Annotated in this window: 20 protein-coding genes; 11 read left to right on the top strand and 9 right to left on the bottom strand. The window is 48.1% G+C overall.

Annotated features, from left to right (window positions below):
* Window positions 1-206: 206 nt before the first annotated feature.
* Complete coding sequence (locus tag EDC32_RS01520) at window positions 207-974, bottom strand: dioxygenase family protein (RefSeq protein WP_132219744.1); 768 nt, start codon at window positions 972-974, stop codon at window positions 207-209.
* 141 nt (window positions 975-1,115) lie between these two features.
* Complete coding sequence (locus EDC32_RS01515; RefSeq protein ID WP_158283179.1) at window positions 1,116-1,655, bottom strand: superoxide dismutase family protein; 540 nt, start codon at window positions 1,653-1,655, stop codon at window positions 1,116-1,118.
* Between the two features lie 213 nt (window positions 1,656-1,868).
* Between EDC32_RS01515 and EDC32_RS01510 the strand changes: the two genes are divergently transcribed.
* Together EDC32_RS01510 and EDC32_RS01505 are read left to right on the top strand one after the other, a co-directional pair.
* On the top strand, window positions 1,869-2,369 hold the full coding sequence (locus EDC32_RS01510; protein WP_132219742.1) for an NfeD family membrane protein: 501 nt from the start codon (window positions 1,869-1,871) through the stop codon (window positions 2,367-2,369).
* An 8-nt stretch (window positions 2,370-2,377) separates the two neighbouring features.
* Window positions 2,378-3,901 (top strand): flotillin lipid rafts scaffold protein FloT, encoded by a 1,524-nt coding sequence (locus EDC32_RS01505; protein ID WP_132219741.1) that lies wholly within the window; start codon window positions 2,378-2,380, stop codon window positions 3,899-3,901.
* A 57-nt stretch (window positions 3,902-3,958) separates the two neighbouring features.
* On the opposite strand, the gene EDC32_RS01500 is transcribed toward EDC32_RS01505, so the two are convergent.
* From EDC32_RS01500 to EDC32_RS01485, 4 genes are all read right to left on the bottom strand, one after another.
* Window positions 3,959-5,569: an MDR family MFS transporter gene (locus EDC32_RS01500; RefSeq protein WP_132219740.1), complete on the bottom strand. Its 1,611-nt coding sequence runs from the start codon at window positions 5,567-5,569 to the stop codon at window positions 3,959-3,961.
* 105 nt (window positions 5,570-5,674) lie between these two features.
* The gene (locus EDC32_RS01495) at window positions 5,675-6,100 is read right to left on the bottom strand and encodes a MarR family winged helix-turn-helix transcriptional regulator (RefSeq protein WP_022737216.1); all 426 of its coding nucleotides are present in this window, start codon (window positions 6,098-6,100) and stop codon (window positions 5,675-5,677) included.
* Window positions 6,101-6,268: 168 nt separating this feature from the next.
* Window positions 6,269-7,627 (bottom strand): MDR family MFS transporter, encoded by a 1,359-nt coding sequence (locus EDC32_RS01490; RefSeq protein ID WP_132219739.1) that lies wholly within the window; start codon window positions 7,625-7,627, stop codon window positions 6,269-6,271.
* 222 nt (window positions 7,628-7,849) lie between these two features.
* Window positions 7,850-8,470 carry an RraA family protein gene (locus tag EDC32_RS01485; protein ID WP_132219738.1) on the bottom strand — a complete coding sequence of 207 codons (621 nt, stop codon included), beginning with the start codon at window positions 8,468-8,470 and terminating at the stop codon, window positions 7,850-7,852.
* A gap of 231 nt (window positions 8,471-8,701) precedes the next feature.
* Between EDC32_RS01485 and EDC32_RS01480 the strand changes: the two genes are divergently transcribed.
* The 8 genes from EDC32_RS01480 (at window position 8,702) to EDC32_RS01445 (ending at window position 18,357) form a co-directional block, all read left to right on the top strand.
* Window positions 8,702-9,349: a response regulator transcription factor gene (locus tag EDC32_RS01480; RefSeq protein WP_054096140.1), complete on the top strand. Its 648-nt coding sequence runs from the start codon at window positions 8,702-8,704 to the stop codon at window positions 9,347-9,349.
* Window positions 9,342-10,739: a sensor histidine kinase gene (locus EDC32_RS01475; protein ID WP_132219737.1), complete on the top strand. Its 1,398-nt coding sequence runs from the start codon at window positions 9,342-9,344 to the stop codon at window positions 10,737-10,739. The genes EDC32_RS01480 and EDC32_RS01475 overlap by 8 nt, the downstream gene beginning before the upstream one ends.
* Window positions 10,740-10,802: 63 nt before the next feature.
* The gene (locus tag EDC32_RS01470) at window positions 10,803-13,103 is read left to right on the top strand and encodes a glycoside hydrolase (protein ID WP_132219736.1); all 2,301 of its coding nucleotides are present in this window, start codon (window positions 10,803-10,805) and stop codon (window positions 13,101-13,103) included.
* Between the two features lie 142 nt (window positions 13,104-13,245).
* On the top strand, window positions 13,246-13,554 hold the full coding sequence (locus tag EDC32_RS01465; RefSeq protein WP_022737210.1) for an ArsR/SmtB family transcription factor: 309 nt from the start codon (window positions 13,246-13,248) through the stop codon (window positions 13,552-13,554).
* 14 nt (window positions 13,555-13,568) lie between these two features.
* Window positions 13,569-14,519 (top strand): cation diffusion facilitator family transporter, encoded by a 951-nt coding sequence (locus EDC32_RS01460; RefSeq protein WP_132219735.1) that lies wholly within the window; start codon window positions 13,569-13,571, stop codon window positions 14,517-14,519.
* 121 nt (window positions 14,520-14,640) lie between these two features.
* Window positions 14,641-16,149: a spore germination protein gene (locus EDC32_RS01455; protein ID WP_132219734.1), complete on the top strand. Its 1,509-nt coding sequence runs from the start codon at window positions 14,641-14,643 to the stop codon at window positions 16,147-16,149.
* A gap of 25 nt (window positions 16,150-16,174) precedes the next feature.
* Entirely contained in the window at window positions 16,175-17,266 is a 1,092-nt protein-coding gene (locus tag EDC32_RS01450; protein WP_158283178.1) for a GerAB/ArcD/ProY family transporter, read from the top strand.
* On the top strand, window positions 17,263-18,357 hold the full coding sequence (locus EDC32_RS01445; RefSeq protein WP_132219732.1) for a Ger(x)C family spore germination protein: 1,095 nt from the start codon (window positions 17,263-17,265) through the stop codon (window positions 18,355-18,357). Before EDC32_RS01450 ends, EDC32_RS01445 begins: the two co-directional genes overlap by 4 nt.
* Window positions 18,358-18,453: 96 nt before the next feature.
* On the opposite strand, the gene EDC32_RS01440 is transcribed toward EDC32_RS01445, so the two are convergent.
* Both EDC32_RS01440 and EDC32_RS01435 read right to left on the bottom strand, forming a co-directional pair.
* Window positions 18,454-19,299 (bottom strand): YitT family protein, encoded by an 846-nt coding sequence (locus tag EDC32_RS01440; RefSeq protein WP_054096184.1) that lies wholly within the window; start codon window positions 19,297-19,299, stop codon window positions 18,454-18,456.
* Window positions 19,300-19,538: 239 nt separating this feature from the next.
* Window positions 19,539-19,724, bottom strand: coding sequence for a hypothetical protein (locus EDC32_RS01435; RefSeq protein ID WP_132219731.1), 186 nt, complete (start codon window positions 19,722-19,724; stop codon window positions 19,539-19,541).
* Window positions 19,725-19,848: 124 nt separating this feature from the next.
* Here EDC32_RS01435 and EDC32_RS16185 point away from each other — a divergent pair, with 124 nt between their 5' ends.
* A complete protein-coding gene (locus EDC32_RS16185) occupies window positions 19,849-20,001 on the top strand; it encodes a hypothetical protein (protein WP_158283177.1) in 153 nt (50 codons plus the stop codon).
* A gap of 155 nt (window positions 20,002-20,156) precedes the next feature.
* On the opposite strand, the gene EDC32_RS01430 is transcribed toward EDC32_RS16185, so the two are convergent.
* Window positions 20,157-22,349, bottom strand: a complete 2,193-nt coding sequence (locus EDC32_RS01430; protein ID WP_132219730.1) for a DNA topoisomerase III — start codon at window positions 22,347-22,349, stop codon at window positions 20,157-20,159.
* Between the last annotated feature and the right edge of the window lie 435 nt (window positions 22,350-22,784).

Below are 22,784 nucleotides of genomic sequence, written 5' to 3'. Positions count from 1 at the left end.
AGAATCTTTCCGTTCGATGGACTGAATTCTATCACGATCATCTATACATACAAAAAAGTCCTTTTTCCGAAACTTCTCGAAAAAAGGACTTTTAATTTAAGGTATAGTTGATAAAAAGTTTACCATTTACTTCATACCTGATGAACGCGCCCACTTGCATTGCCAGACAGTCCCAGTCTCTTCCTTGGTAATCAGGTAATTGCTCCCTAGAATTGCAGACACAAATAGCTCAATGTTCCCAAGTCATAACCACGGTGTAGCACTTTCGCTTCCGCCTGCGGACTTGCACTACCCATAGCGATGAAAAACGGGACAAAGTGTTCTGGTCTGGGGACGGCCATGCCGGCATAAGGGGCCAACTCTGCGTATCGGAACAAGTCGTCCCAATCCTTGGCTTGCACCTTTTCCACCAGCCAATCGTCAAAGGCGACGGCCCAAGGCTCAGGGGAGGTCTGTTCCCATTTGAGCGCCCGTAAATTATGCACGGTCACACCGCTTCCGATCACCAAGATCCCTTGGTCTCCGATTCCGCGCAAACATGCCCCTATATTGAACTGTGTCTCAGGAGGCAAAAAAGGATTGACAGAGAGCTGGATCACCGGTATATCGGCTTGCGGGTACATGCGATGCAACAGCGTCCATGAACCATGATCCAATCCCCGTGAGCGATCTTTACGAACCTCGATCCCACCATCAGCAAACATCTCAGTCAACCGCTCAGCTAACTGTACCGATCCTTTGGCCGGGTAGCGAATGGCATATAGCTCTTCTGGAAAGCCATAAAAATCGCAAATCGTTTCATACACGCCGTCAGTGTAAGAAATGCTTTGCACTTCACTTTCCCAATGCGCTGAAAAAATGACAATCGCTTTCAGTTTAAACGTCTGGCCGAGCTGCTCAAGAAACTGCGTGTAATCTGTCTGTTCGATTGCCAACATCGGCGATCCATGTGCCAAAAATAAGGTGGGAAGCATGAAAACCCCTCCGAACGTACGATAAGTTAAAATTACTTTATGTTAGTTACTTTATATAAATAAATTTCCTGCGTCAAGAAAGAGCGCTGCTCAGCTTCCCTCTATTGTGCCCAAAACGAACCGGAGATGAGCAAAACCCAATCATGGCTGGATAGCGCCACAGGCAACGCGTTTTCCCGAATTTCCCGCAGGGTCGGTTTTCAAATCATCTGGTCCTTCATGGATCACCAAGGACGTCCCCCCGCTTTTAAATAACGAATGCAGTTGGCCTTTGGCCAAAGTGACTCCCTTGGCCACTTGCTCGCTGTGCACATTACCCTTTGCATCAGCGACGATATTATCCAAATCGCCGGCATGGGCGCCGTTGGTGTTTAACTTTCCATGCGCTTTGTGATGAGGATTAAAATGTCCGCCCGCCGATTTGAAATCGGGCTGTGTGCATTGACCCGTTTCATGAATGTGGAAGCCATGTGGCCCTGGAGAAAGCTGGCACGCCTTGAGCTGGATTTTCACCCCTTCTCCGACCTTCTCTTCTGTTAACACCGCGGTGCCGATCTTGACTCCTTGCGAATTCAACAGGTTGACAGTGACAGACGGCTTGTCATCGCTAACGGGTACATTGCCGGCACAACCAGTCACGGCTAAGCAAGCCAAAATGAGACAACCCCATTTGATATGCAAACTTCCCACTCCCCTTGACTTTTCCATTTATTCATTATTTTAACAATATCGATCGCGTGTCAAGCGAGAGTTGGGAAATCACACTCACTACAAAGTAGCTGTCCAGACCTTTTACCAAGATTATTTTCTATAAAATAATATTTCTAAAATTGACAAGCCTCGTTATTTCTCCTTTTCGTATAATAAAAAGAGAAGCTACAAAGGAGGCGCCGCATGGATCTGCACATTATTTTTTGGGGGTGTCTAGCCGGCGGATTCCTGTTCGCCATTATCATGCTTTTGATTGGAGACGGCCTTATGGATGTCGACATCGGCATCCCAGCCATTCATCCGGTCACCCTGATTGGGGCGATCACCGTATTCGGCGGAGCTGGGTTAATTCTAAGCCAATTCACTTCGCTCTCCAGCATTGCCAGTCTAGCCGGGGCGCTCATCTTAGCCGTGATTTCCTCCATTCTGTTATACATCGGGATTGTGCGGCCAAGTAAATTGGCGGAAAATTCAACTGGGTTTCGCTTGACCGATTTACGGGGTAAAAAAGGAGAAGTGACCGTCACCATTCCCAGCCATGGTTTTGGAGAAGTCATGATTCTTACCGCCTCTGGCCAAACCAATCAAATTGCCGCAAGCTACGAGCAAACAGAAATTCCGATGGGTTCCACCGTAGTCGTCATCGACGTGAAAGACCAAGTATTATATGTAACTCCACGCTAGCGATCAAAATGGAAAGGAGATCGATTCTTTTGGAAATTTTTGAAATTATTTCGGTTGTTTTCGTTGCATTGGTTTTTCTAGGAATAGCCTTTTGGGCCCGTTACAAAACCGTAGGCGCAGATGAAGCCATGATTGTCACCGGAAGTATGTTGGGAAGCAAAAATGTGTTGACCGATGGCGATAACAAGAAAATCAAAATTATTCGTGGCGGTGGCGCTTTTATCGTTCCCATCTTCCAACGAGCCGAAAAATTGAGCCTGCTGTCCCATAAGTTGACGGTTTCCACCCCTGAAGTCTACACCGAACAAGGCGTGCCGATCATGGTGGACGGCGTCGCCATCATCAAGATCGGCGGGGCTTTAGAAGATGTGGCGACAGCAGCCGAGCAGTTCATGGGCAAAAGTGATGATGTGTTAAACGACGAAGCCCGTGAAGTGCTGGAAGGGCACCTGCGTGCCATTCTCGGTACGATGACCGTAGAGGAAGTGTACAAAAACCGGGAGAAATTTGCCCAAGAAGTGCAAACCGTCGCCGCACGTGACCTGAAGAAAATGGGCTTACAGATCGTGTCGTTCACCATCAAAGACGTGCGCGACAAAAACGGCTACCTCGAAGCGCTCGGCCGTCCCCGCATCGCCATGGTTCGCCGCGACGCCGATATCGCTGAAGCCAACGCCATCCGCGACACGGAAATCCAAACCGCCAAAGCGCGTGAAGAAGGAACCAAAGCTTCTCTCATTTCTGAAACCAACATCGCTGAAGCGCAAAAGAACAAAGAACTGCGCATCTCCGAATTTAAAATCGAACAGGATATGAAACGGGCGGAAGCAGACCAAGCCTATAATTTGCAAGAAAACCGTTTTAAACAGCAAGTGGTTCGCGAACAGATGGAAATCGAACTGGTCAAAAAGCAAAAAATGATCGAATTGGAAGAGAAAGAAATTACACGCCGTGAAAAACAATACGATGCCGAAGTGCGCAAAAAAGCGGACGCTGACCGCTACGCCAAAGAGCAAGAAGCCAAAGCTCTCCGCTTTGAACAGGAAGCCCGCGCCCTAGCAGAAGCTTCTACCATTAAGGCCAAAGGGAATGCCGAAGCGGAAGCAGTCAAAGCCAAAGGGTTGGCACAAGCGGAAGTAGAGAAATTGGAAGGGATTGCCCAAGCAGAAGTCATCCGCGCCAAAGGGTTGGCAGAAGCAGAAGCCAAACAAAAGCTGGCGGAAGCGTTTGAAAGTTACGGGCAAGCCGCCGTACTTGATCTCATCGCCAAAATGCTGCCTGAGCTGGCAAAACAAGTCGCTCAACCGCTGAGCAACATCGATAAGTTGACCGTGGTTGACGCTTCTGGTGAAAACGGTCAAGGCGCCTCCAAAGTAAGCAATTATGTCACCAATTTGATGGCACAAACCCCAGAAATGCTGAAAAGCGTTTCCGGCATCGACTTGAATCAAATTATTCAAGGGTTGATCCAAACCAACAAGACTCCAGGCAAATCGGCAGAATCGACTGCGAAATTAACAGAAAAAGAATAAAACAAAAAACTCCAGGCACTGTCGCGTGCCTGGAGTTTTTTTCAACTATTGTTCGGCTTAAGCAGCTTGTTTGTCTTCCCGTTTTTCACTTAAACGAATTCGTTTTAAAAACAGCGTGAACATAGCTCCTACCACAACAAAGATCAATCCATACAAAAACACTTGATGGAGGGAAGAGACAAGTGCGTCCTTCAGAATGGGGACAATCATGTCTGCCACCTGCGCCGGCATTTGCCGAAACATATCAGGGTTTAACAAGCCAGAGTACAACCCTTGCGGGTCCGTCTCCACCATCTTTTTGAAGTGAGCCGTCAACTGGCTCGCCCCCGCCGGCAACTTCTCCAAATGGGGCAATAACTGGTCACTCAGCGTTTTAGTAGAGTGATGGTTCATAATCGCCCCCAACACCGTCATGCCAAAAGTGCCGCCAATCTGACGGAAAAACTGGCTGGAAGAGGTAACTACCCCCAACTGGTTTTTGGGAAAACTCTCTTGTAACGCCAGGGTAATGGTTGGCATGACCAGACCCATCCCCAAGCCCATCACCATCATATACAAAGTGGCCACCAGCTGGGTAGTGGTTTCGGTCATGGTCGTCATGAAACCAAAGCCAATGGCGATGATAATCATGCCCGTGACAATCTGCGCCTTGACGCCGATTTTATAAACAATGCGGCCGCCAATAATGCTGGACACGATCATCGTAATCATCATGGGTGTCATGATCGTCCCTGATTTGGTCGCACTCACACCCACTACACCTTGCATGAATAACGGCACAAACATGATGGCCCCAAACATGCCCACACTCATGAAAAAGCCGATTCCGTTGAGCAAAGTGAACAGCTTGTTTTTAAACAAGTGCATTGGCAAGATTGGCTCTTCCACTTTTGATTCAATTACTACAAAAGCGCTAAGGGAGACAAACGCCAAAGCAAACATCCCTAAGATCTGCCAGGAATCCCAATCATAATCGACTCCCCCCAAAGTCAGGGCCAACAACAAGCTGACTACCCCGATCACCATGGTGAAAATACCGCCCACATCAATCTTGACTGGGCCGGTTGCCTTATGCGATTTCAAACCCTTGGCGATCAAGATGGTCGCTACAATGCCGACAGGCAAATTAATATAAAACACCCAGTGCCAATCCCAATAATCCACAATCCAACCGCCCACTTGCGGCCCGATCACGGAAGAAATCCCGTACAATGCGCCAAAAACACCTTGCCATTTGGCGCGTTCTTTACCGACAAACAGATCCCCGATGATAATCATGGCCATAGGCATCATAATCCCGCCACCAAGGCCTTGGAACGCACGGAAAATGATCAGTTGTGTCATATCCTGCGCCAGTCCGCACATAGCGGAGCCGATCATAAATATCACCAAACCGGTGATATAAATCGCCTTTCTCCCCATCAAATCCGCTAATTTACCGGCGATGGGCACAATCGTGGTCGATGTCAACATATAAGCGGTGGTCAGCCAAGTCATCAAGCTCAAACCGCCCAAATCTCCTACGATCCGCGGCATCGCCGTCCCCACAATCGTGCCTTCCAATGCTGCGAACAGCATGGCGATAATCAGTCCTGCAATCAACCAACCGCGGTTGGCCTCTTTCGATTGCGGCGACTCAATCGTGGCTTGCTGAGAAATTTCTGCCATATGAGTACCTCATTTCAAATATATAAATTTGACAAACAATGGTTTTTAATCGTTCGCGGATGAGGAAAAACATCTTGTTTTGTTCTTCCTCTTGCGAACTCCTTTCTATTCAGGCGTAATGCCTGCGATTTTTTCACACAAGTCCGTAAGCATCCGAATCTCGGCCTCAGACAGATGCGTCAACTGCTCTTTAAGAATGTTTAACCGCTTGCTCTTGATCCCTTCCAATCGTTCCTTGCCACCCTCAGTCAAACGGATACGAACAATTCTGCGATCCGCCTCATCATGCTCACGCGAGACAAACCCATGGTGTACCAGTCGGTCGATAATCGTCGTCACCGCACTGGGTTTCACCTCCATCCACTTGGCCAGGTCGGACACTTTGCTTCCCCCATTCTTCAGCAGATAGAGCAAAATGTAAAATTGGGTCGAAGTCACACCTTCCTCTTCCAAGCTCTTTTTCAACCCAGGCTTCATTTGCTCCATCGCCAGCAAGATGGCTCGGAACAATCGGTTGATGTAGGTGTCCATATTTTTTGATCATCACCCCAAATATTAAACCGCACAATTAATTATATGACATAAATATAACACAAACCTAAATATTAATGTCGGTTAACCTTTTTGTCAAGAAAATATCTTCACTCCAGACAGAAAAAACCCCGTGCGGCAAAAGCCAACACGGGGAGTGCTCATCGATTAGGGGGATTTATGTATTAGATGCCAGATGATCCCAGAGAAAACGGCAAATGGAATTAATTTGAGAAACACTTTGACAACAAACACGAGCTTGAGATCCAACAACACCCGGTAGACAATGTCCACCACCGCCACCTGCCGCCTGGAAGTATATTTCCGATAGCCCATGGCGTAAAACCACAAGATCAGGATGGAAATAACCGCGGTAATGTTCCACATAGTCAAGCCATCAAACTGCTTCAAGAGCCACCCACCAAGAATCGGGCCCACGCACAAACCAAGCTGTGCAAAATTGGCTGCCCCATAATAAGCGCCGCGGTATCTCTCATCTGCCAATTGATCCGTCAATTGGTTGGTGACGGGAAAGATAAACATCTCGCCAAAGGTGAGAAATGACATGCCCGCTATAAACATGATTGGATTTTCATTTACTGAAAAACAATAAAAGCCCAGTGTATACAAACAAGAACCCAACACGATGCTGCTTAGCGGATGTTTCTTTTCTGACCATTTGGAGATCAGGCGTTGCATTAAAATCACCAGACCCGCGTTAATCACGAGCAAAATGGGATAAATCTTGCTGCCGTCCGGAATTTCATTGGACAAATAGATGGGCAAATTGGATTCCATCTGGGCGTACACCATAAAAAACAGCATGCCTCCCAAGATATAATAACCCAATGCCCGATCTCGGGTGATAACCCTGAGGCAGTTGACCAAATGCGCCCTCCGTTTGGCCGGAGGCTTGTTTAGCCGATGGCGGTAACGGGAAAGCCGAGACCGAAGCATCACGCTATACAAGGCAAAAATGGCTCCTGCGACGGCAAAGGTCTGAATGCCGAGCCAGTGAAACAAATACGCCCCTAGCATGGGACCCGTCACCATCCCCACATTCAGAGCCACATAACGGTAACTAAATACTTGCAACCGCTTTTCTTCTGACGTCAAATCTGACATACATGCTTGTGAAATCGGGTCAAAAAATGACCGAAACAATCCATGCAAAAAACTTAACACAATAAAATGCACATACTCCGACGCAAACAAATACATGAAAAAAATGCTTGTCCACCCGATCATAGTCAGGTTTAATATACGCCTACGCCCGAACAGATCGGATAATCCTCCGCCGATGATCCCCCCGACTGCCCCTCCAAGGCCGGACATACCGATGACAACCCCTGTTTGAAAGGAGTTAAAATGGAATGTCGACGTCAAGTAAAAGGCTAAAAACGGCAAACTCATAAAAGCGGCAACGCGGATGAGCGCCGTTCCAAATAGGAGGAAAATAACCAGCGGATGCAAGTGTTTTTGTAAATATCTGTCTGCGCGCGATGGGTATGATTTCGTTTCAATCATTACAAATATCACCCCGCAGCCCCTATTTCAATTTTAATGTTCCAATAAAAAATATCGCCGATGATTTTTTCATTATTTGTGAACAGTAAAATGAAATTCGATGACAGAGAAACTTTTTCCCCCTATTCTCACAGCGAAAAAACCGTGCTTCTTCTAAAATTCTTCTTATCAATGAACCGAAAAGAACACCCAACCACCAGGGGATTGGATGTTCTTTTCGATTCATTTTGCATCCAGCATGCGGTCGATGTAGCGGATGACCGCATCGGGATTTCCCAATACAGAACGGGCACGTTCTTCATCTTTTGCCAATTTGTTCAACGCCTTTTGCAATACCTCCTGTTCCGATGCGCGCGGAATCACGATCACCCCATCCGCATCACCAACGATCATGTCCCCCGGATGGACCGGAGCCCCTCCACAGGAAATAGGCACACCCGTTTGTCCTGCTCCCGCTTTGCTGCTGGCGGCCACAGTCGTCCCCCGACAAAAGACGGGAAATCTTAACGCCTTGATGTCGACCGAATCGCGAATGACACCATCCACAACCAGCCCGCCCAACCCCATCGTTTGGGCCATGCCCACCACAAAATCACCAGCTATGGCATTATTCATGTAGCCTTTGGCATCAATGACCACAATATCCCCAGGCTTTGCCTCTTTGATCGCCTTCAGAACGGCCAAGTTGTCGTTCGCCGGCAGATTGACCGTATACGCCCGGCCAGCGATCTTATACTCTTCTTGCAACGGTTTGATGGCAGGATCAAGGCTGTTCATCCCTTTCATCGCATCGGAGATGCAAGTGGTGGGAATGTCTTTAAATTGGTTGATGATCGACTCCATCCCGCTTCCTCCTTGTCTGGTCCATGATGAGAAGTCGGTAGATCACAACCGAAACGGTTTCTCTATTATAACATTTTTCAGAAAATATATTTTATTTTATCCAACATGACTTTCTGGATGTCAAAAGAAAATTCACCGATCAAGGCGTTCGTTTGCGGTAGACTACGATACGTACCCTATTTTGCCAAACAGGTCTATGTATGAAATATTTCTCAGCAAAGGAATGAAACCATGCGAGTGTTGATAGCTGATGACGAAAAGCCGATGCAATTGATTTTAAAAGCTTATTTTGAAAAAGAAGGATATGAGGTGATGACAGCGGGAGACGGTGAGACCGCCATGCACCTGTTTTATAGCAAGCCGATCGACCTGGCCATTTTAGATTGGATGATGCCCAACGGCTCTGGGATTCATGTGTGCCAGGAAATGAAAAAAATCAGGGAAACCAAAGTGTTGCTGTTAACTGCCAAGAGTGAAGTGGAAGATGAACTGTTGGCTTTGGAAGCGGGGGCAGATGATTACCTTCGCAAACCCTTTGATCCGCGCATCTTGTTGGCCAGGGCCAAACGGCTACTCGGCGCCGATCAGCGATTATGCTATGGAGCGCTCATGATCGATTTGGGGGCAAATAAAATTTACTGTGACGGGGTTGACGTGATGGCGACCAAAACCGAATTTGAACTGATAAAATGCTTGGCTACTCATCCGGGACAAATTTTCGGGCGCAAGCAACTGCTGGACACGGTGTGGGGACTTGATTACATCGGAGAAGAACGAACCGTAGACACGCACATCCGCCGTGTCCGCGAAAAGATCGGAGCAGGCTGGATCAAAACGCATCGCGGCTTGGGATATAGTTGGGAAACGACCAATGAATAAGCTGGGTGCAAAGATCGCCATCAGCGTGTCAGCGGTCATTTTAAGTTTGCTGGTGTGCTTGTTGCTTGTCTCCCATTTCTTCCTTCGTCCCTATTACCTGCATCAGACCAAACAACGATTATTGCAAATCTCGCAAGAACTGGCTGATACGTCCACAGAAAATCTGCCACGCAAAATCGAATCGCTCAACCAACACAGTGACGTGGCAATCGTCGCCGTTCCCCGGTCACAGTCACTTGATGCATTAAATGAATATGCGTCCCGCTTGCTTTCACGGCAGGGCGTTTCCCTCAATCGGTTTTGGATCACAACTGAAGTGATCAGTCAACTTGATTCAAGACACTCCGTCAACAAAATTTATGACCAAAAGAAGCAAAAATCCAGCTTTTATGTGCGATATATAACAAAAGGAAATAACATCATCTTGATCGGCATTTCCTTGGCCCACATGAACGAAATCATTCAGATGGTAAATCAGTTCAACGGATTATTGTTCACCTTGGCGCTTGTCGTCACGTTGATTTGGGTGTGGGCCTTCTCTCGGCGCATCACCAAGCCATTGGATCAGCTTAAACAGGCAGCACAGGAGATCGCGGACCTGAAATTCCAACAAGTGGCCATCCAAACCAACGATGAAATTGAAGAGCTGGCCCACTCCATCAATCAGATGAGCCAAAAGCTGCAACAGGCACATCAGGAGCTGACCCAGAAAAACCAAGACTTAAAGCGCCTGACAGCGGATGTGACACATGAATTGAAGACCCCCTTGGCTTTGATTCAAGCCTACTCCATGGGCATCAAAGATGATTTGGATGACGGCACCTATCTCGACACGATCGTTTCCCAGGCTGAACGGATGTCCAGCTTAATCGATCAATTATTAAGCTATGCGAAATTGGAACAAGACCCCCTTCACTTAACCCTCTGTCATCCGGTAGCGTTGTGGGAATCCTGCCTGGCTCAGCATCGGGTCATCTTCAAAACGGAGAAAATCACCTGTCATTATACTGAACCGCCTCAGCCAGACCAATGGCACATTCGGGCCGACCCGGAAAAATTGAAAATCGTTTTTCACAACTTGCTACGCAACGCAACAAAATACACGGAAAACGGGCAGATTGAAATTCACTGGTCTGCCGGAGAACAACACCTTTTCCTGCATATTGCCAATGGGCTGGCGAAGGAACCAAAACACTTGAACCATATTTGGAAACCGTTTTTCGTCTTAGACGAAGCAAGGGACAAAGGCCGTTCCGGAACCGGTCTAGGGCTAGCCGTCGTAAAAACGATTTTGGAACGCCATGGCTATAGCTACAACGTCAAGCAACACGATGGTTGGATCACGTTTTCAATCGGCATGACCCTGGTGCCTCACACGGACCATAATTAATCCGGCGAATGTCAAACTGATGTAACATTCACCGCTTAAAGTGGTCTGGCAGGAGGTGCTGAAATGAAAAAGTTGATTTCTGCATGTCTGAGCGGTGCACTGGTTACAGCCCTGCTCAGCGGATGCCAGACCGTTGACACGATCAATCCAAAAATAGAGGTGCATGATTACGATTTTACATTTCAGGTTCAGCCTGAAACCTTTGACATCACACTCACCCGGAACGGCGTAAAAGAAAGAGTGTCCAAGCCACTTACCCCGATGCGCGTCACCCGGTTTGAACAGAACCAAACGCAGGCATCTTGGGAATACCCAGATCAAAAAATCCGTGTAAATCTGACCAAACAAAAAACTTATCTGGATGTACGCATTCAATCAACTGGCGCGTCAAAATTTGAATGGCCCGTGTTGAGAGGGAAAAGTTACACCCTCCCTCTGTGGGAAGGGAAACAAATTCCCAGCCGAGACCCCCATTGGCAGGCGTATCTCGGCGGCGAAACCTTACATTTCAGAGAGGATTTCTCCATGCGATTTTTGGCGGCCAATCTAAACCGACATGCTGTTGTGTTTATCGCTGATGACATTTTCAACGATCAAGTGACGTTCCAAAACAACCCGAACCTGGAACTTCATTTTTCACATGAATTTCCAATCATCAACAAGAAAAAGACGTATGGTTTCCGCTTATATCTGACAGATCAAGACCCAACGCAAATCGCCAAAATCTATCGCCGGCATATTCAGGAACTGGGCCAGTTTAAAAGCCTTGCCCAAAAAGCAAAAGAAAACAGCAACGTAGCCAAGCTATTTGGCGCTCCCCACATCTATCTGTGGAATGATGGGATACTGACCGACTCCGATTTGCGCTGGCAGAAACTCGATTCGCTCTTGAAAGGCCCCACCTTCGGCCGGATTGTGGAAGTGTTGAATGCCAACGCTTCTGACAGCGGGCAAGAACTGGCCCAAGTTATAAAAAGCCATACCCCCGGAGCTTGGGATCGTTACCAAAAGCAAGTCATCATAAGAGCGTTAAACACCGCCTTGAAACTGAAAACATTATACGAACCCAACCACTTCCCACATCCCGATAAAGAGGCCCGTGCCCTTTTGGCCAAAGGGATCGACAAGTTAAGCGAGCAAGAGCTGTATACGTTAAACAAGCACTTGCTAAAAAGCGCGTTGGGAGAAAGTGTGACTGATGTCCAGACATGGGGGGAAAGCATATCTGATCTCATGCGTGACATGTCTCGCTCAGGGCTGAACCGGGCATGGATCGGACTGCCCAACTGGGCTGACGGGCTCATGAATCCGGTTGCCGTGAACACCGCCAATAAAACAGGTTATCTAATCGGCCCTTACGATTCTTACCACTCGATTCATAAAGAGCAAAACATGGATTGGAACACAGCCAGTTTCAAAGACCCCACTCTGTATGAACGAGCTACCATCACAGATATAAACGGACAAAAAGTGAAAGGGTTCCTGGGCCGGGGCCGCAAGTTGAACCCCACCCTCTCCCTGCCCGCCGTAAACCAACGTGTCCGTGACATTCTCAAAAACGGCATCGCCTTTAATTCTTGGTTTGTGGATTGTGATGCCACTGGTGAGATATATGATGATTACACTCCCGAACATCTCACCACGCAAGCGCAAGATCTACAGGCGAGATTGAAGCGGATGAATGTCATCGCCACACGCTATCACATGGTGGTTGGTTCGGAAGGTGGAAACGACTTCGCCAGCCGGGTCATCGCCTTCGCGCATGGAATCGAAACACCCGTGATCGCCTGGAGTGACAAAGATATGCGCCAACATAAACAAAGCCCGTATTATATCGGCGCATATTGGTCTCAGCAAGGCGGAACCCCGGATCGGTTCGGCAAACCCGTACCCATCAAGAAACGTTATCAACACATCTACCTTGATCCCGTCTACTCCATTCAGCTGTATAAGTTGGTGTACAACGACTCCGTGATCACCACGCACCATTGGGAATGGGGAAGCCTGAAGATTAAAGGAGAAATCTCTGACCGCATGTTAAAGGAACTACTCTACAATGTCCCGCCCCTTTATCATGTGGATGAACGTTCTTGGCAGAAAGACAAAGAACGGATCAGCGCCTTCATCAAAGTGTGGTCTCCCTTTCACCGAGAAGCCGTACAACGTGAGTTAACCTCTTTTAAGACATTGAGCCCGGACCGTCTCGTGCAGGAGACTCGCTTTGGCAAGGACATGCGGGTCATCGCCAATTTTTCCACCCATGTCTACACTTATCAGGGCGAGACCATCCCTGCCAAATCGGCAGTGATTTACACCGGAACAGAAAAACAGCTCTTCAACGCCGCCCAATTTGACAACCAATGATCTCACCCCCATGATCCTTGTCGATCATGGGGGTTTTCAATGGCAACCGTTTTTTCACTTGAACTTGTTTCCGTTGACCTTTACAATCATATATGAACATATGCTCATATATTAAAATATTGGAGATGAAGGAGTGTGCATCATGCAAAAAGAGGAGCATAAGACGCTGGCAGCACGATCCGTGGAAGATGCTGTCATGATCTTTAAAGCTCTTGCAGATCCCACTCGCATCCGGATCTTGCACCTACTGTCCGAAGAAGAGTGCTCCGTCAGCCACATCGCCGAAGTGTTAGGTCTTTCCCACTCAGCCATCTCCCATCAACTCAGCTTCTTGCGTTCCTTGCGCTTGGTCAAAACGCGGCGCGAAGGGCGCATCATTTACTACAGTTGTGACGATGAGCATGTGGTTAACCTGTTGCGGCAAACAATTAGCCATGTTGAACATTTATAAAGGAGAGATGGCCGATGCACCATCATCACCACCATCACCATGCCCACGGGCACGATCACAGTCATACCCACACCCGCAATGCCAATCGAAAAGGGCTGACCATTGCCTTGGCCATTACGGCCGGCATCATGCTGTTGGAGTTTGTTGGCGGACTGTGGACCAACAGCTTGGCTCTCTTGTCCGATTCAGGGCATATGTTGAGCGACGCCGGCTCACTCGCCCTCAGTCTTGCCGCCATGTGGTTCGCCGTGCGCCCTCCTTCCGCCCGCAAAACATACGGCTATTACCGCTTTGAAATTTTGGCCGCTCTCTTCAATGGCCTATCATTGTTCGCCATTGCCGGAGTGATTATGTGGGAAGCATTTCACCGCTTGCTGGAGCCTCCGCGCGTGGCCAGTGGTTCCATGATGGCCATCGCCGCCGTCGGGTTGATCGCTAACTTGCTGAGCGCTTGGGCCTTAATGAAGGGAGACACGGAGGGCAATGTCAACGTGCGAAGCGCTTACCTGCACGTGCTAGGCGACGCCTTAGGCTCGGTCGGAGCCATCCTCGCCGGCTTGTTGATGCACTCCTTTTCCTGGTATATAGCCGATCCACTGATTAGCGCGGTGGTAGCCGTCTTGATATTGAAAGGCGCCTGGGGAGTTATCGCCCACTCGGTGCACATCCTGATGGAAGGCACTCCCATCACCATAGATCGCAAAAAAGTAGAAGAAATCTTGATGCGCATTCCCGGAGTGGTCAATGTGCATGATTTGCACATCTGGACGATCACTTCTGGCTTTGATTCCCTGTCATGCCATCTGCTCATCCAAGACACCGCCGACAGTCAAACTGTTTTACGGCAAGCCATCCAACAAATTGAAACGCATTTCCTCATTCGACACACTACCATCCAAGTAGAAACTTCTGACTTCCACCAATCGTGCCAACATGACATTTGCGGACAATGCGCGAGCACCTGAGTGCTTTGCGCCAACAAGCCTACTTTCCATCAAGGCGAAAGTGGGCTTGTTGCGTTTTAGCCATTTTAGCTTACCGAACACAAATAAAAAAACGCCAACCGGGCAACGATAAAGGATAATCATGCGTCGCGAGGGGGTGACCGGCATCAGAAGACCGAGAAAAAACAGACAGGAAACGGCTGAACCGCCATCCACGTGGGCTGAACCTTTTTGGGAACGCGGTGATTTCACCCATACCCATCATACGAATACAACCCATCCGTACTGGATTACACACATCACCTCGTTGGTGGACCCGGAAGTGTTGCACCGGGACATTTTGCCTTATTTAAACAAACTATCTTTTCCTACGTTGCAAGAAGTCGAATCCGTGATTCCCATTGAGGAGAAAGAGATTACGGATGATCTTGAAAAGATCCAAGACTTGTTGTTGCGCGGGTACGTATGGATTCGATTTAGTGACCGGGTTCTGGAAGGAGTGTTGGCGCGCGCCGAATTGGACAAATCGCGGGCCGTCTCCATTCCCCAAGAAGAATTTTCCGTCGTCGGCCCGAAGGAGTCGTTTGTCGAGTCATTGACAACCAATCTAAATATGGTTCGCAAACGCTTGCCCATCAAAGAGTTACAGTTACAAGAGTTCACCGTCGGAACATATTCCAAAACCAAAGTGGCAGTGTTGTATATCGACGGAGTGGCCAATGAAGAAAATGTCAACACGGTATTACAACGAATCAAAGCGATCGAGTTTTACCAAATCCTTGACAGCTCCTACATTTCCCAACTTATCACAGACAACAGCAACTCTATTTTTCCGCAGATGTTGGACACGGAACGGCCTGAACGCGTAGCCGCCGTTTTGGCCGAAGGGAGCATTGTCATCATGGTGGACGGTTCCCCCCATGCCCTGATCGCTCCTACCACGCTAGTCGAATTTTTCTCAGCGTTTGAAGATTACTTCATTAATTGGCAAATGGCATCCTTCTTCCGGATTGTCCGGTTGTTTTCCGTCTTGTTTTCCATCCTGATCACCCCCATTTATGTCGCGGTGGTCACTTATCATTACGCACTGATTCCAACTGATTTGATGGTCACCTTGGTTACGTCGCGGAGCATCGTCCCGTTTCCCCCGATATTGGAAGCGTTGATATTGGAATTGACGATCGAATTGTTGCGTGAAGCAGGGGCCCGCTTGCCGACAAAAGTAGGCCAAACCATCGGTATCGTCGGCGGGATTGTCATCGGAACCGCTTCCGTGCAAGCGGGTCTCACCAGCAACGTGCTGTTGATTTTCGTCGCGCTGGCGGCGCTGGCATCCTTCACAACACCGGTTTATCGCATGGGCAACGCTATTCGTCTGCTCCGGTTTCCGTTTCTTTTGTTTGCCCAGTTATGGGGATTGATAGGGGTAGCGATTGCGTTCATCTTTGTGATGGGGCATCTGCTGCGGCTGACTTCGTTGGGGCGCCCTTATCTGGAGCCCATCTATCCTCTCCGCTTGAAAGACTTGCGCGACTCTTTCATTCGGTTACCTTTCAATAAACAATCTTATCGCCCTGCATATCTCCAGACACAGAACAAACAGGGCCTCACACCCCCATGGAGGCAGAAACCGCGGGATATAGATGAATGATTCCGCAAGAAGGAAGGCTGATCCGATGCAAGCGCATGTGAATCGACAATATCGCGTTTCACCCTACCTAGCATTTTTCTTGATATATAAAACGCAATTCGGCGTGGGAGTGTTGGGATTCCAACGCTATATCGCAAAAACCTCCGGGCATGACGCATGGATTGCCGTCATCCTGTCCGGGCTCATCATCCATTTGCTTTTATGGATGATGTACCAAATACTGAACAAAGAACAAAACGACTTGATCTCCATTCATCAAACCGTCTTTGGCAAATGGATCGGCAACCTGCTTAGCTTTCTGTTTATCCTCCAAGTATTTATCTCCGGGACGACGGTGTTACGGACTTTCATTGAAGTAATTCAGGTGTGGGTGTTTCCCCTGTTCAAAACATGGCCGTTCGCCCTGGTGTTTTTGACCTCTGTGTACTATATCGTGAGCAATGGATTTCGTGCCATTGCGGGAGCTTGCTATTTTGGGGCCATCATTCCGCTCATTTTGATACCCACTTTTTTGGCCCCATTGGAATTCGCCAATTTCCGGAATTTGCTACCGATTATGGATCACTCCGTCACAGATTTGCTTAAGTCCGTGGAAGAAATGACATTCACCATTTTGGGATTCGAGTTGTTGATGCTCTATTACCCGTATTTCATCGAACCAGAGAAATCGCAAAAATGGGCGCATTACGGCAATCTGTTCACGACGTTGATTTATGCGGGAGTCGCTATCGTCACCTTCGCCTATTACGGCGAAGATCATTTACAAGTTGAAATATGGCCCACCCTGACCATGTGGAAGGTGATTAAGTTGCCGGTGCTTGAGCGGATTGAGTATGTCGCCATATCTGCGTGGACCATCATCATCCTACCCAATATTTGCACCGCGTTTTGGGCTGCCAGCCGCGGGGTGAAACGGATTTTCCAAATCACTCAACGCAGTGCCTTGCTCATTTTGCTTGCAGGGAGCTTCATTATCACCTGCCTGTTAAACAACCGGATGCAGATTGACCATTTCAACTCCCTTGTCTCCATGATCGGCATCTATCTTTTGTACGCTTACATCCCCATTCTGTTCATCATCTACCACATCCGACACAAAATGAGGAAGAGATCATGAAGAAGTGGATCAAATGGATGAAACCCATCACATTGATTATCATTGCGATCTGTATTATCATTTTCGGCAATGTAAGAAAAAACGTATTGGATGAAATTCAACTGGTCACCGCCGTCGGTTATGATTATATCGATGAACAAACGGCAACAATGACCGCAGTTACCCCCGTCTTCAGATCCGACGCCTCGATTGTAAACAAAACGCTTTCCATTACCGCCAACTTAGGCAAAGAAGCCTTGACCTCATTGAACAGAGAAAGTAGCGCCAACCTGGCCAACGCAAAATTGGAAGTCGCCCTATTCAACAAGGAAATGGCCAAGCGCGGGCTCCTCCACACGATCGACATCTTGCATCGCGATCCCAACATCGGAACCAGCCTCAGCTTGGCCGTGACGGATGAAAACACCAAAGAAATACTGAACCAATCGTTCGGCACACGCGACACGGGCCATTACATCGCATCCATGCTTGAACACAACACCCAAAACGGCCTGATCCCCCATAACAGTCTGCATTATTTCTTGTCTGCGTATTACACCAAGGGCAAGGACCCCTTCTTGCCGTTATTGAAATTAACTGATGGGGAAATCATGCTGACAGGGTTGGCTTTTTTTAAAAAAGACCGTATGGTCTTCCAACTGAACCGTAGTCACCAGTTCACCTTCAACACCCTCTATGGTAACAATCGCTTTCCCGGCATCAAAGTGCAAATCGGGGATAAATTCGTCGCGATGCGGGTGATCAACTCAAGCCGAAGAATCTCCATCCGCAATACGCAAACAACTCCCGAAATCACCATCGACTTAAACATCAGAGGTTCGATCAACGAATTCTCCGGGAAACACTTGAAGCCCCAACATGTGAGCCAGACGGCACACGCATTGAAAAAGCAGGTTTCGCAACAAGGACATCAGCTGATCCGCACGTTTCAACAATTGGGGATCGATCCCCTGGGGCTCGGGGATTATGTGCGCAGCCGCACCCGAAACTGGGACTTCAAAACATGGCAAAAACAGTATCCGCGGGTCAAAGTGCGAATTGTTCCCCGGGTGAACATCGTTGAGATCGGGGTGGTTGACGGATTGGATTAACCCATAAATACGACAAATCGCCTGTTCAAGACGTCGCTTGAACAGGCGATGCTTATGAACCCGTTCCCGGATGGGAAGGGAAAAGAGCTTGTTGTGTTAGTGAATATCTTTCTTTTTAAACCTTCCGCCTTGTACATCATGAATATGGCCGATCGCCAGAAAAGCTTGGGGATCCACATCTTCTACAATCAACTTCAGTTTGGCTTCTTCCAAACGGGTCACGACGCAAAAAATCACTTTTTTGGAGTCACCAGTGTAGGCGCCTTCACCGTTTAAGTAAGTGACGCCCCGACCCAGACGTTGCAATATGCAATTCCCCAGCTCTTCCGGTTTGTCACTGATGATCCATACGGATTTCGTTTCATCAAAACCTTCGATCACTACATCGATCATTTTAAAAGCGATAAAATAAGCCATCAAGGAATACATGGCCCGATCCCAACCAAACACAAACCCTGCACTGCCAAGGATGAACAGGTTGAAAATCATCACTGTTTGACCCACGGAAAGCGGCAATTTTTTGTTAAACAGAATGGCCAAAATTTCCGTTCCATCCAAGGAACCTCCGTTGCGGATGACCAAGCCGACGCCAATCCCCAAAATGATTCCTCCGAATACCGCCGCCAACAAAGGATCATCTGTTAAACCCGGTACCGAGTGGAGCAAGTTGGTTCCAACAGACATGACAATAACGCCCAACAGAGTAGACAGGGCGAAGGTTTTCCCGATTTGTTTATATCCGATAAAGAAGAAGGGAAGGTTGAGTACAAATAATAAGACCCCTAAGTTTAAACCGGAAAGGTGGGCAAAAATGATGGAAATACCCACAATCCCTCCGTCAATTACATCATTGGGGACCAAAAAAATTTCCAACGCCACGGCTACAAGAATCGCACCCAGCAAAATGAAGGTGATCCGCTTCAAGCTTTTGAGCCATGCCAACTTCTTGCGTTCTTCTTCTTTGGTTCCTTCATTTCTTTTCTCAGCAACAGCAATCAAATGCCATTCCTCCTTTGACTAGTGGTTTGGTTAGATTTGGGACGGATGGCAACACCCATATTTTGCCATCACATGTCCACAGTGCATCCTTCGGACGCAGGCAGCATGGGAATCCCTCGAGGGGGTACCGTCAGCACACCTTCTGTATCCAAAAAACACTTAACATATTACTTTCTTTTGTTTTAGTTTAACACAAATTTGCACTTGACGCTGGCTACAATCGGTACAAAATGGTTCGAGCTCCCTTTTCCGACCTGCCACAAACCTACAAAAAAGCCTTTGATTACACGGATTTTCGCTTTTGGAGCAGACATCTCTTCATAAAGAATTTTTTTCTCCGCGATCCACAGTTGTTCCAGCATTGTCATCAATTCACCCTCCTTCACCGCTATGATTCTCTTCATTACGGGTGATATAATGTTTTATATAAATATAAATACACATGCCTATAGTCCAATGTATTGCTTTATTCCGCAAGCAGGAGAGTGAAATATGAAAACATTCACACGCATCTTACGGGTGAACACCCATGGTTGTAGCCACGCGGTGCAACGATTCTTTGCCCGTGCCTCGCTCACGTTGTCTTCTACTGCCTTCTTGCTGTCATTGTTCGCCTTGCGGCAAATTCTTAAAAAATTCAGCTAGTGCCATGATACCTGAGTAAACCACCCAGTTATCCAAGACACACTCGGTTTCGACGGATCGCCGATACAATCAGTGATGAAACCGCCCGCCTCCACATCAGATGACAGAAGGCGAGCGGTTTTTAATTAGTTAACGGCTTCTTGTGCCAAACGAAATTAATCTTGTTTAAACAACTTGGACAACGCTTCTTTCAAAGCAGGATGCCCTTCTTCTTGTTGCTTGTTTTGCTGTTTGATATAGTTGGCAATCTCCCGACGCGACACCTTGCCTTTTTTCTCTTTCTCCTTGCGTTGTTGGAATGCTGCGTACTTCTCGCGGTGGCCGCAGATGCAGACAAAGATCCGGCCCTCCCCTTCTCCACGCAGTTCCAGCTTCTTCTTGCATTCAGGGCATCGGGCATTGGTGATGATAGAGACACTCTTGCGATACCCGCACTCCCGATCTTGGCAAACCAGCATCTGCCCTTTTTTGCCCTTCACTTCCAATAACCGTTTGCCGCAGTCCGGGCATTTTTTGGTTGACAGATTATCATGCCGAAATGTTTTCTCGCTTTCTTTGATCTCGTTGACCACGGCCTTGGCATAACCCCTCATCTCCGAGACAAAAGCGGCTTTGTTCAGCTTCCCTTTAGCAATGGCACTCAACTTTTGCTCCCATTTGGCCGTCAATGCCGGCGACTTCAATTCTTCCGGCACCAAATCGAGGAGTTGCTTTCCTTTGGAAGTGATGCGGATATGCTTGCCGTTTTTTTCGATCAGGAAGCTGTCAAACAATTTTTCAATGATGTCGGCACGGGTAGCCACTGTACCCAATCCACCGGTTTCCCCCAATGTTTTAATCAAATCTTTCCGCTCATTGCCCATGAATTTGGCTGGATTCTCCATCGCCGCGAGCAGACTTCCCTCCGTAAACAGTTCCGGCGGCTTGGTTTCCCCTTGGGTCGGGTTGATCGCGCGAATGGCGAGTCGCTGTCCTTCCGTCAGATTCGGCAGGATTTGCTCTTTGATGCCTTCCTTTTCTTCTTCCTCTTCCACTAAATCGCCATACACCTGTTTCCAACCCTGCGCCAAGATCACTTTCCCTTTGGCGACAAATGTCTCGCCACCAATCTTTGCCCGCACCGTGGTTTGCTCATATTCAAACGGCGGGAACATCACCGCCAAAAACCGCTTGACGACAAGATCATAGATCTTCCGCTCCTTGACACTCAACTTGTCCAGAAACACCGGTTCTTCTGTAGGAATGATCGCGTGGTGATCCGATACTTTGCTGTCATCCACAATATGTTTGCCCGGTTTCAGATGAAGGCGGGCCTGTTGGGCCAGCTTGGCATACGGCCCGACCCGGCAAGCCTCGATGCGATCCTTCAAGGTGCTCACGATGTCTGAGGAGAGGTACCTGGAATCCGTACGGGGATACGTGACCACTTTATGATATTCATACAGCGATTGCAGGGTGGACAGCGTTTCCTTTGCGGAATAACCAAACCGCTGATTGGCTTCTCTTTGCAATTCGGTCAAATCATAAAGCGATGGGGCAAAACGCTTCTTTTTGCTCTTCCGCACTTCGGTAACAATCGCTTCCCGATCACCTAACATGGATAGCAACCGATCGCGCTTTTCTTGCGAGAAGATGCGCCAATCCTTCGATTTGCCATCCTGCCACACCAGTTTGAGGCCATTTTCGGCCACCGCTTCCATCCCATAGAAAGCTTTGGGCTTAAAGTTCTTGATTTCCGCTTCGCGTTGGGCGATCATCGCCAGCGTGGGTGTCTGCACCCGTCCGCAAGAAAGCTGGGCGTTATACTTGCAAGTCAGGGCCCGCGTCGCGTTGATTCCCACCAACCAATCGGCTTCCGCCCGCGCCGCAGCAGAATGATATAGGTTCTCGTACTCTTTGCCGTCCTTGAGGCGTTGAAATCCTTCCTTGATCGCCTTGTCCGTCACGGATGAGATCCACAAGCGCTTAATCGGCTTTTTGATATGCGCTTTCTCAATCACCCAGCGCGCCACCAATTCCCCTTCGCGCCCTGCGTCAGTGGCGATGACGATCTCTTTCACATCCGGCCTGGACATCAATTGCTTCACCTGTTGGAATTGCCGGCCCGTCTTTTTGATCACCACCAATTTCAAGCGATCAGGGAGCAAGGGCAAGTCCTCCAAGCGCCATGTCTTATATTGCTCTCCGTACGCTTCCGGGTCGGCGTGGGTAACCAAATGTCCAAAGGCCCAGGTCACCACATACCGGTCCCCCTCGAAATACCCATTGCCTTGTTTATGGCAGCGCAACACCTTGGCTATATCTTTACCAACAGAAGGCTTTTCAGCCAACACCACTGTTTTGCTCATCTATAACATCCTTTCATGCATCCGCGCCTGCTGTTTCTACCATCTTGTGAAGTCATCAACAATCAACATTGTATAACAAAGAAAAGCTGGAAACCAAACCCCATCTTCGTCTTCCCCTCTTTTCGACCGGCGATTGATTTTCATACATTTATAAAAATTCAATCCCTCACTGCTGCTCTCTTTATGATTCCTTCCCCTGTGCTTTCCATCGATTTAGCGTAATGATGCCGCATCAATAAACAAATCGATGTGATGACCAAGACAACATATCACCACATGGATCTTCGCGATCAATGTTCAGTTGCGCACATGTTCCAGCGCAGTCATGGCAAAGCCGACCGCCTTTCCCACTGGTTGCAAGGAGGATCTATTGTATAAATCCAAAATATAATCTAATTATTTTGTTGTTAATTTAAATTATCTATTTATCGTCAA

This window comes from Laceyella sacchari (assembly GCF_004343255.1).
Taxonomy (GTDB): domain Bacteria; phylum Bacillota; class Bacilli; order Thermoactinomycetales; family Thermoactinomycetaceae; genus Laceyella; species Laceyella sacchari.
This window is presented reverse-complemented; position numbering and strand designations above follow the sequence as displayed.

Coding starts and splice junctions, on each gene's coding strand:
- EDC32_RS01520 (WP_132219744.1), bottom strand. CDS start 974: ATGCTTCCCACCTTATTTTTGGCACATGGATCGCCGATGTTGGCAATC.
- EDC32_RS01510 (WP_132219742.1), top strand. CDS start 1,869: ATGGATCTGCACATTATTTTTTGGGGGTGTCTAGCCGGCGGATTCCTG.
- EDC32_RS01505 (WP_132219741.1), top strand. CDS start 2,378: ATGGAAAGGAGATCGATTCTTTTGGAAATTTTTGAAATTATTTCGGTT.
- EDC32_RS01500 (WP_132219740.1), bottom strand. CDS start 5,569: ATGGCAGAAATTTCTCAGCAAGCCACGATTGAGTCGCCGCAATCGAAA.
- EDC32_RS01495 (WP_022737216.1), bottom strand. CDS start 6,100: ATGGACACCTACATCAACCGATTGTTCCGAGCCATCTTGCTGGCGATG.
- EDC32_RS01490 (WP_132219739.1), bottom strand. CDS start 7,627: ATGATTGAAACGAAATCATACCCATCGCGCGCAGACAGATATTTACAA.
- EDC32_RS01485 (WP_132219738.1), bottom strand. CDS start 8,470: ATGGAGTCGATCATCAACCAATTTAAAGACATTCCCACCACTTGCATC.
- EDC32_RS01480 (WP_054096140.1), top strand. CDS start 8,702: ATGCGAGTGTTGATAGCTGATGACGAAAAGCCGATGCAATTGATTTTA.
- EDC32_RS01475 (WP_132219737.1), top strand. CDS start 9,342: ATGAATAAGCTGGGTGCAAAGATCGCCATCAGCGTGTCAGCGGTCATT.
- EDC32_RS01470 (WP_132219736.1), top strand. CDS start 10,803: ATGAAAAAGTTGATTTCTGCATGTCTGAGCGGTGCACTGGTTACAGCC.
- EDC32_RS01465 (WP_022737210.1), top strand. CDS start 13,246: ATGCAAAAAGAGGAGCATAAGACGCTGGCAGCACGATCCGTGGAAGAT.
- EDC32_RS01460 (WP_132219735.1), top strand. CDS start 13,569: ATGCACCATCATCACCACCATCACCATGCCCACGGGCACGATCACAGT.
- EDC32_RS01455 (WP_132219734.1), top strand. CDS start 14,641: ATGCGTCGCGAGGGGGTGACCGGCATCAGAAGACCGAGAAAAAACAGA.
- EDC32_RS01450 (WP_158283178.1), top strand. CDS start 16,175: ATGCAAGCGCATGTGAATCGACAATATCGCGTTTCACCCTACCTAGCA.
- EDC32_RS01445 (WP_132219732.1), top strand. CDS start 17,263: ATGAAGAAGTGGATCAAATGGATGAAACCCATCACATTGATTATCATT.
- EDC32_RS01435 (WP_132219731.1), bottom strand. CDS start 19,724: ATGACAATGCTGGAACAACTGTGGATCGCGGAGAAAAAAATTCTTTAT.
- EDC32_RS16185 (WP_158283177.1), top strand. CDS start 19,849: ATGAAAACATTCACACGCATCTTACGGGTGAACACCCATGGTTGTAGC.
- EDC32_RS01430 (WP_132219730.1), bottom strand. CDS start 22,349: ATGAGCAAAACAGTGGTGTTGGCTGAAAAGCCTTCTGTTGGTAAAGAT.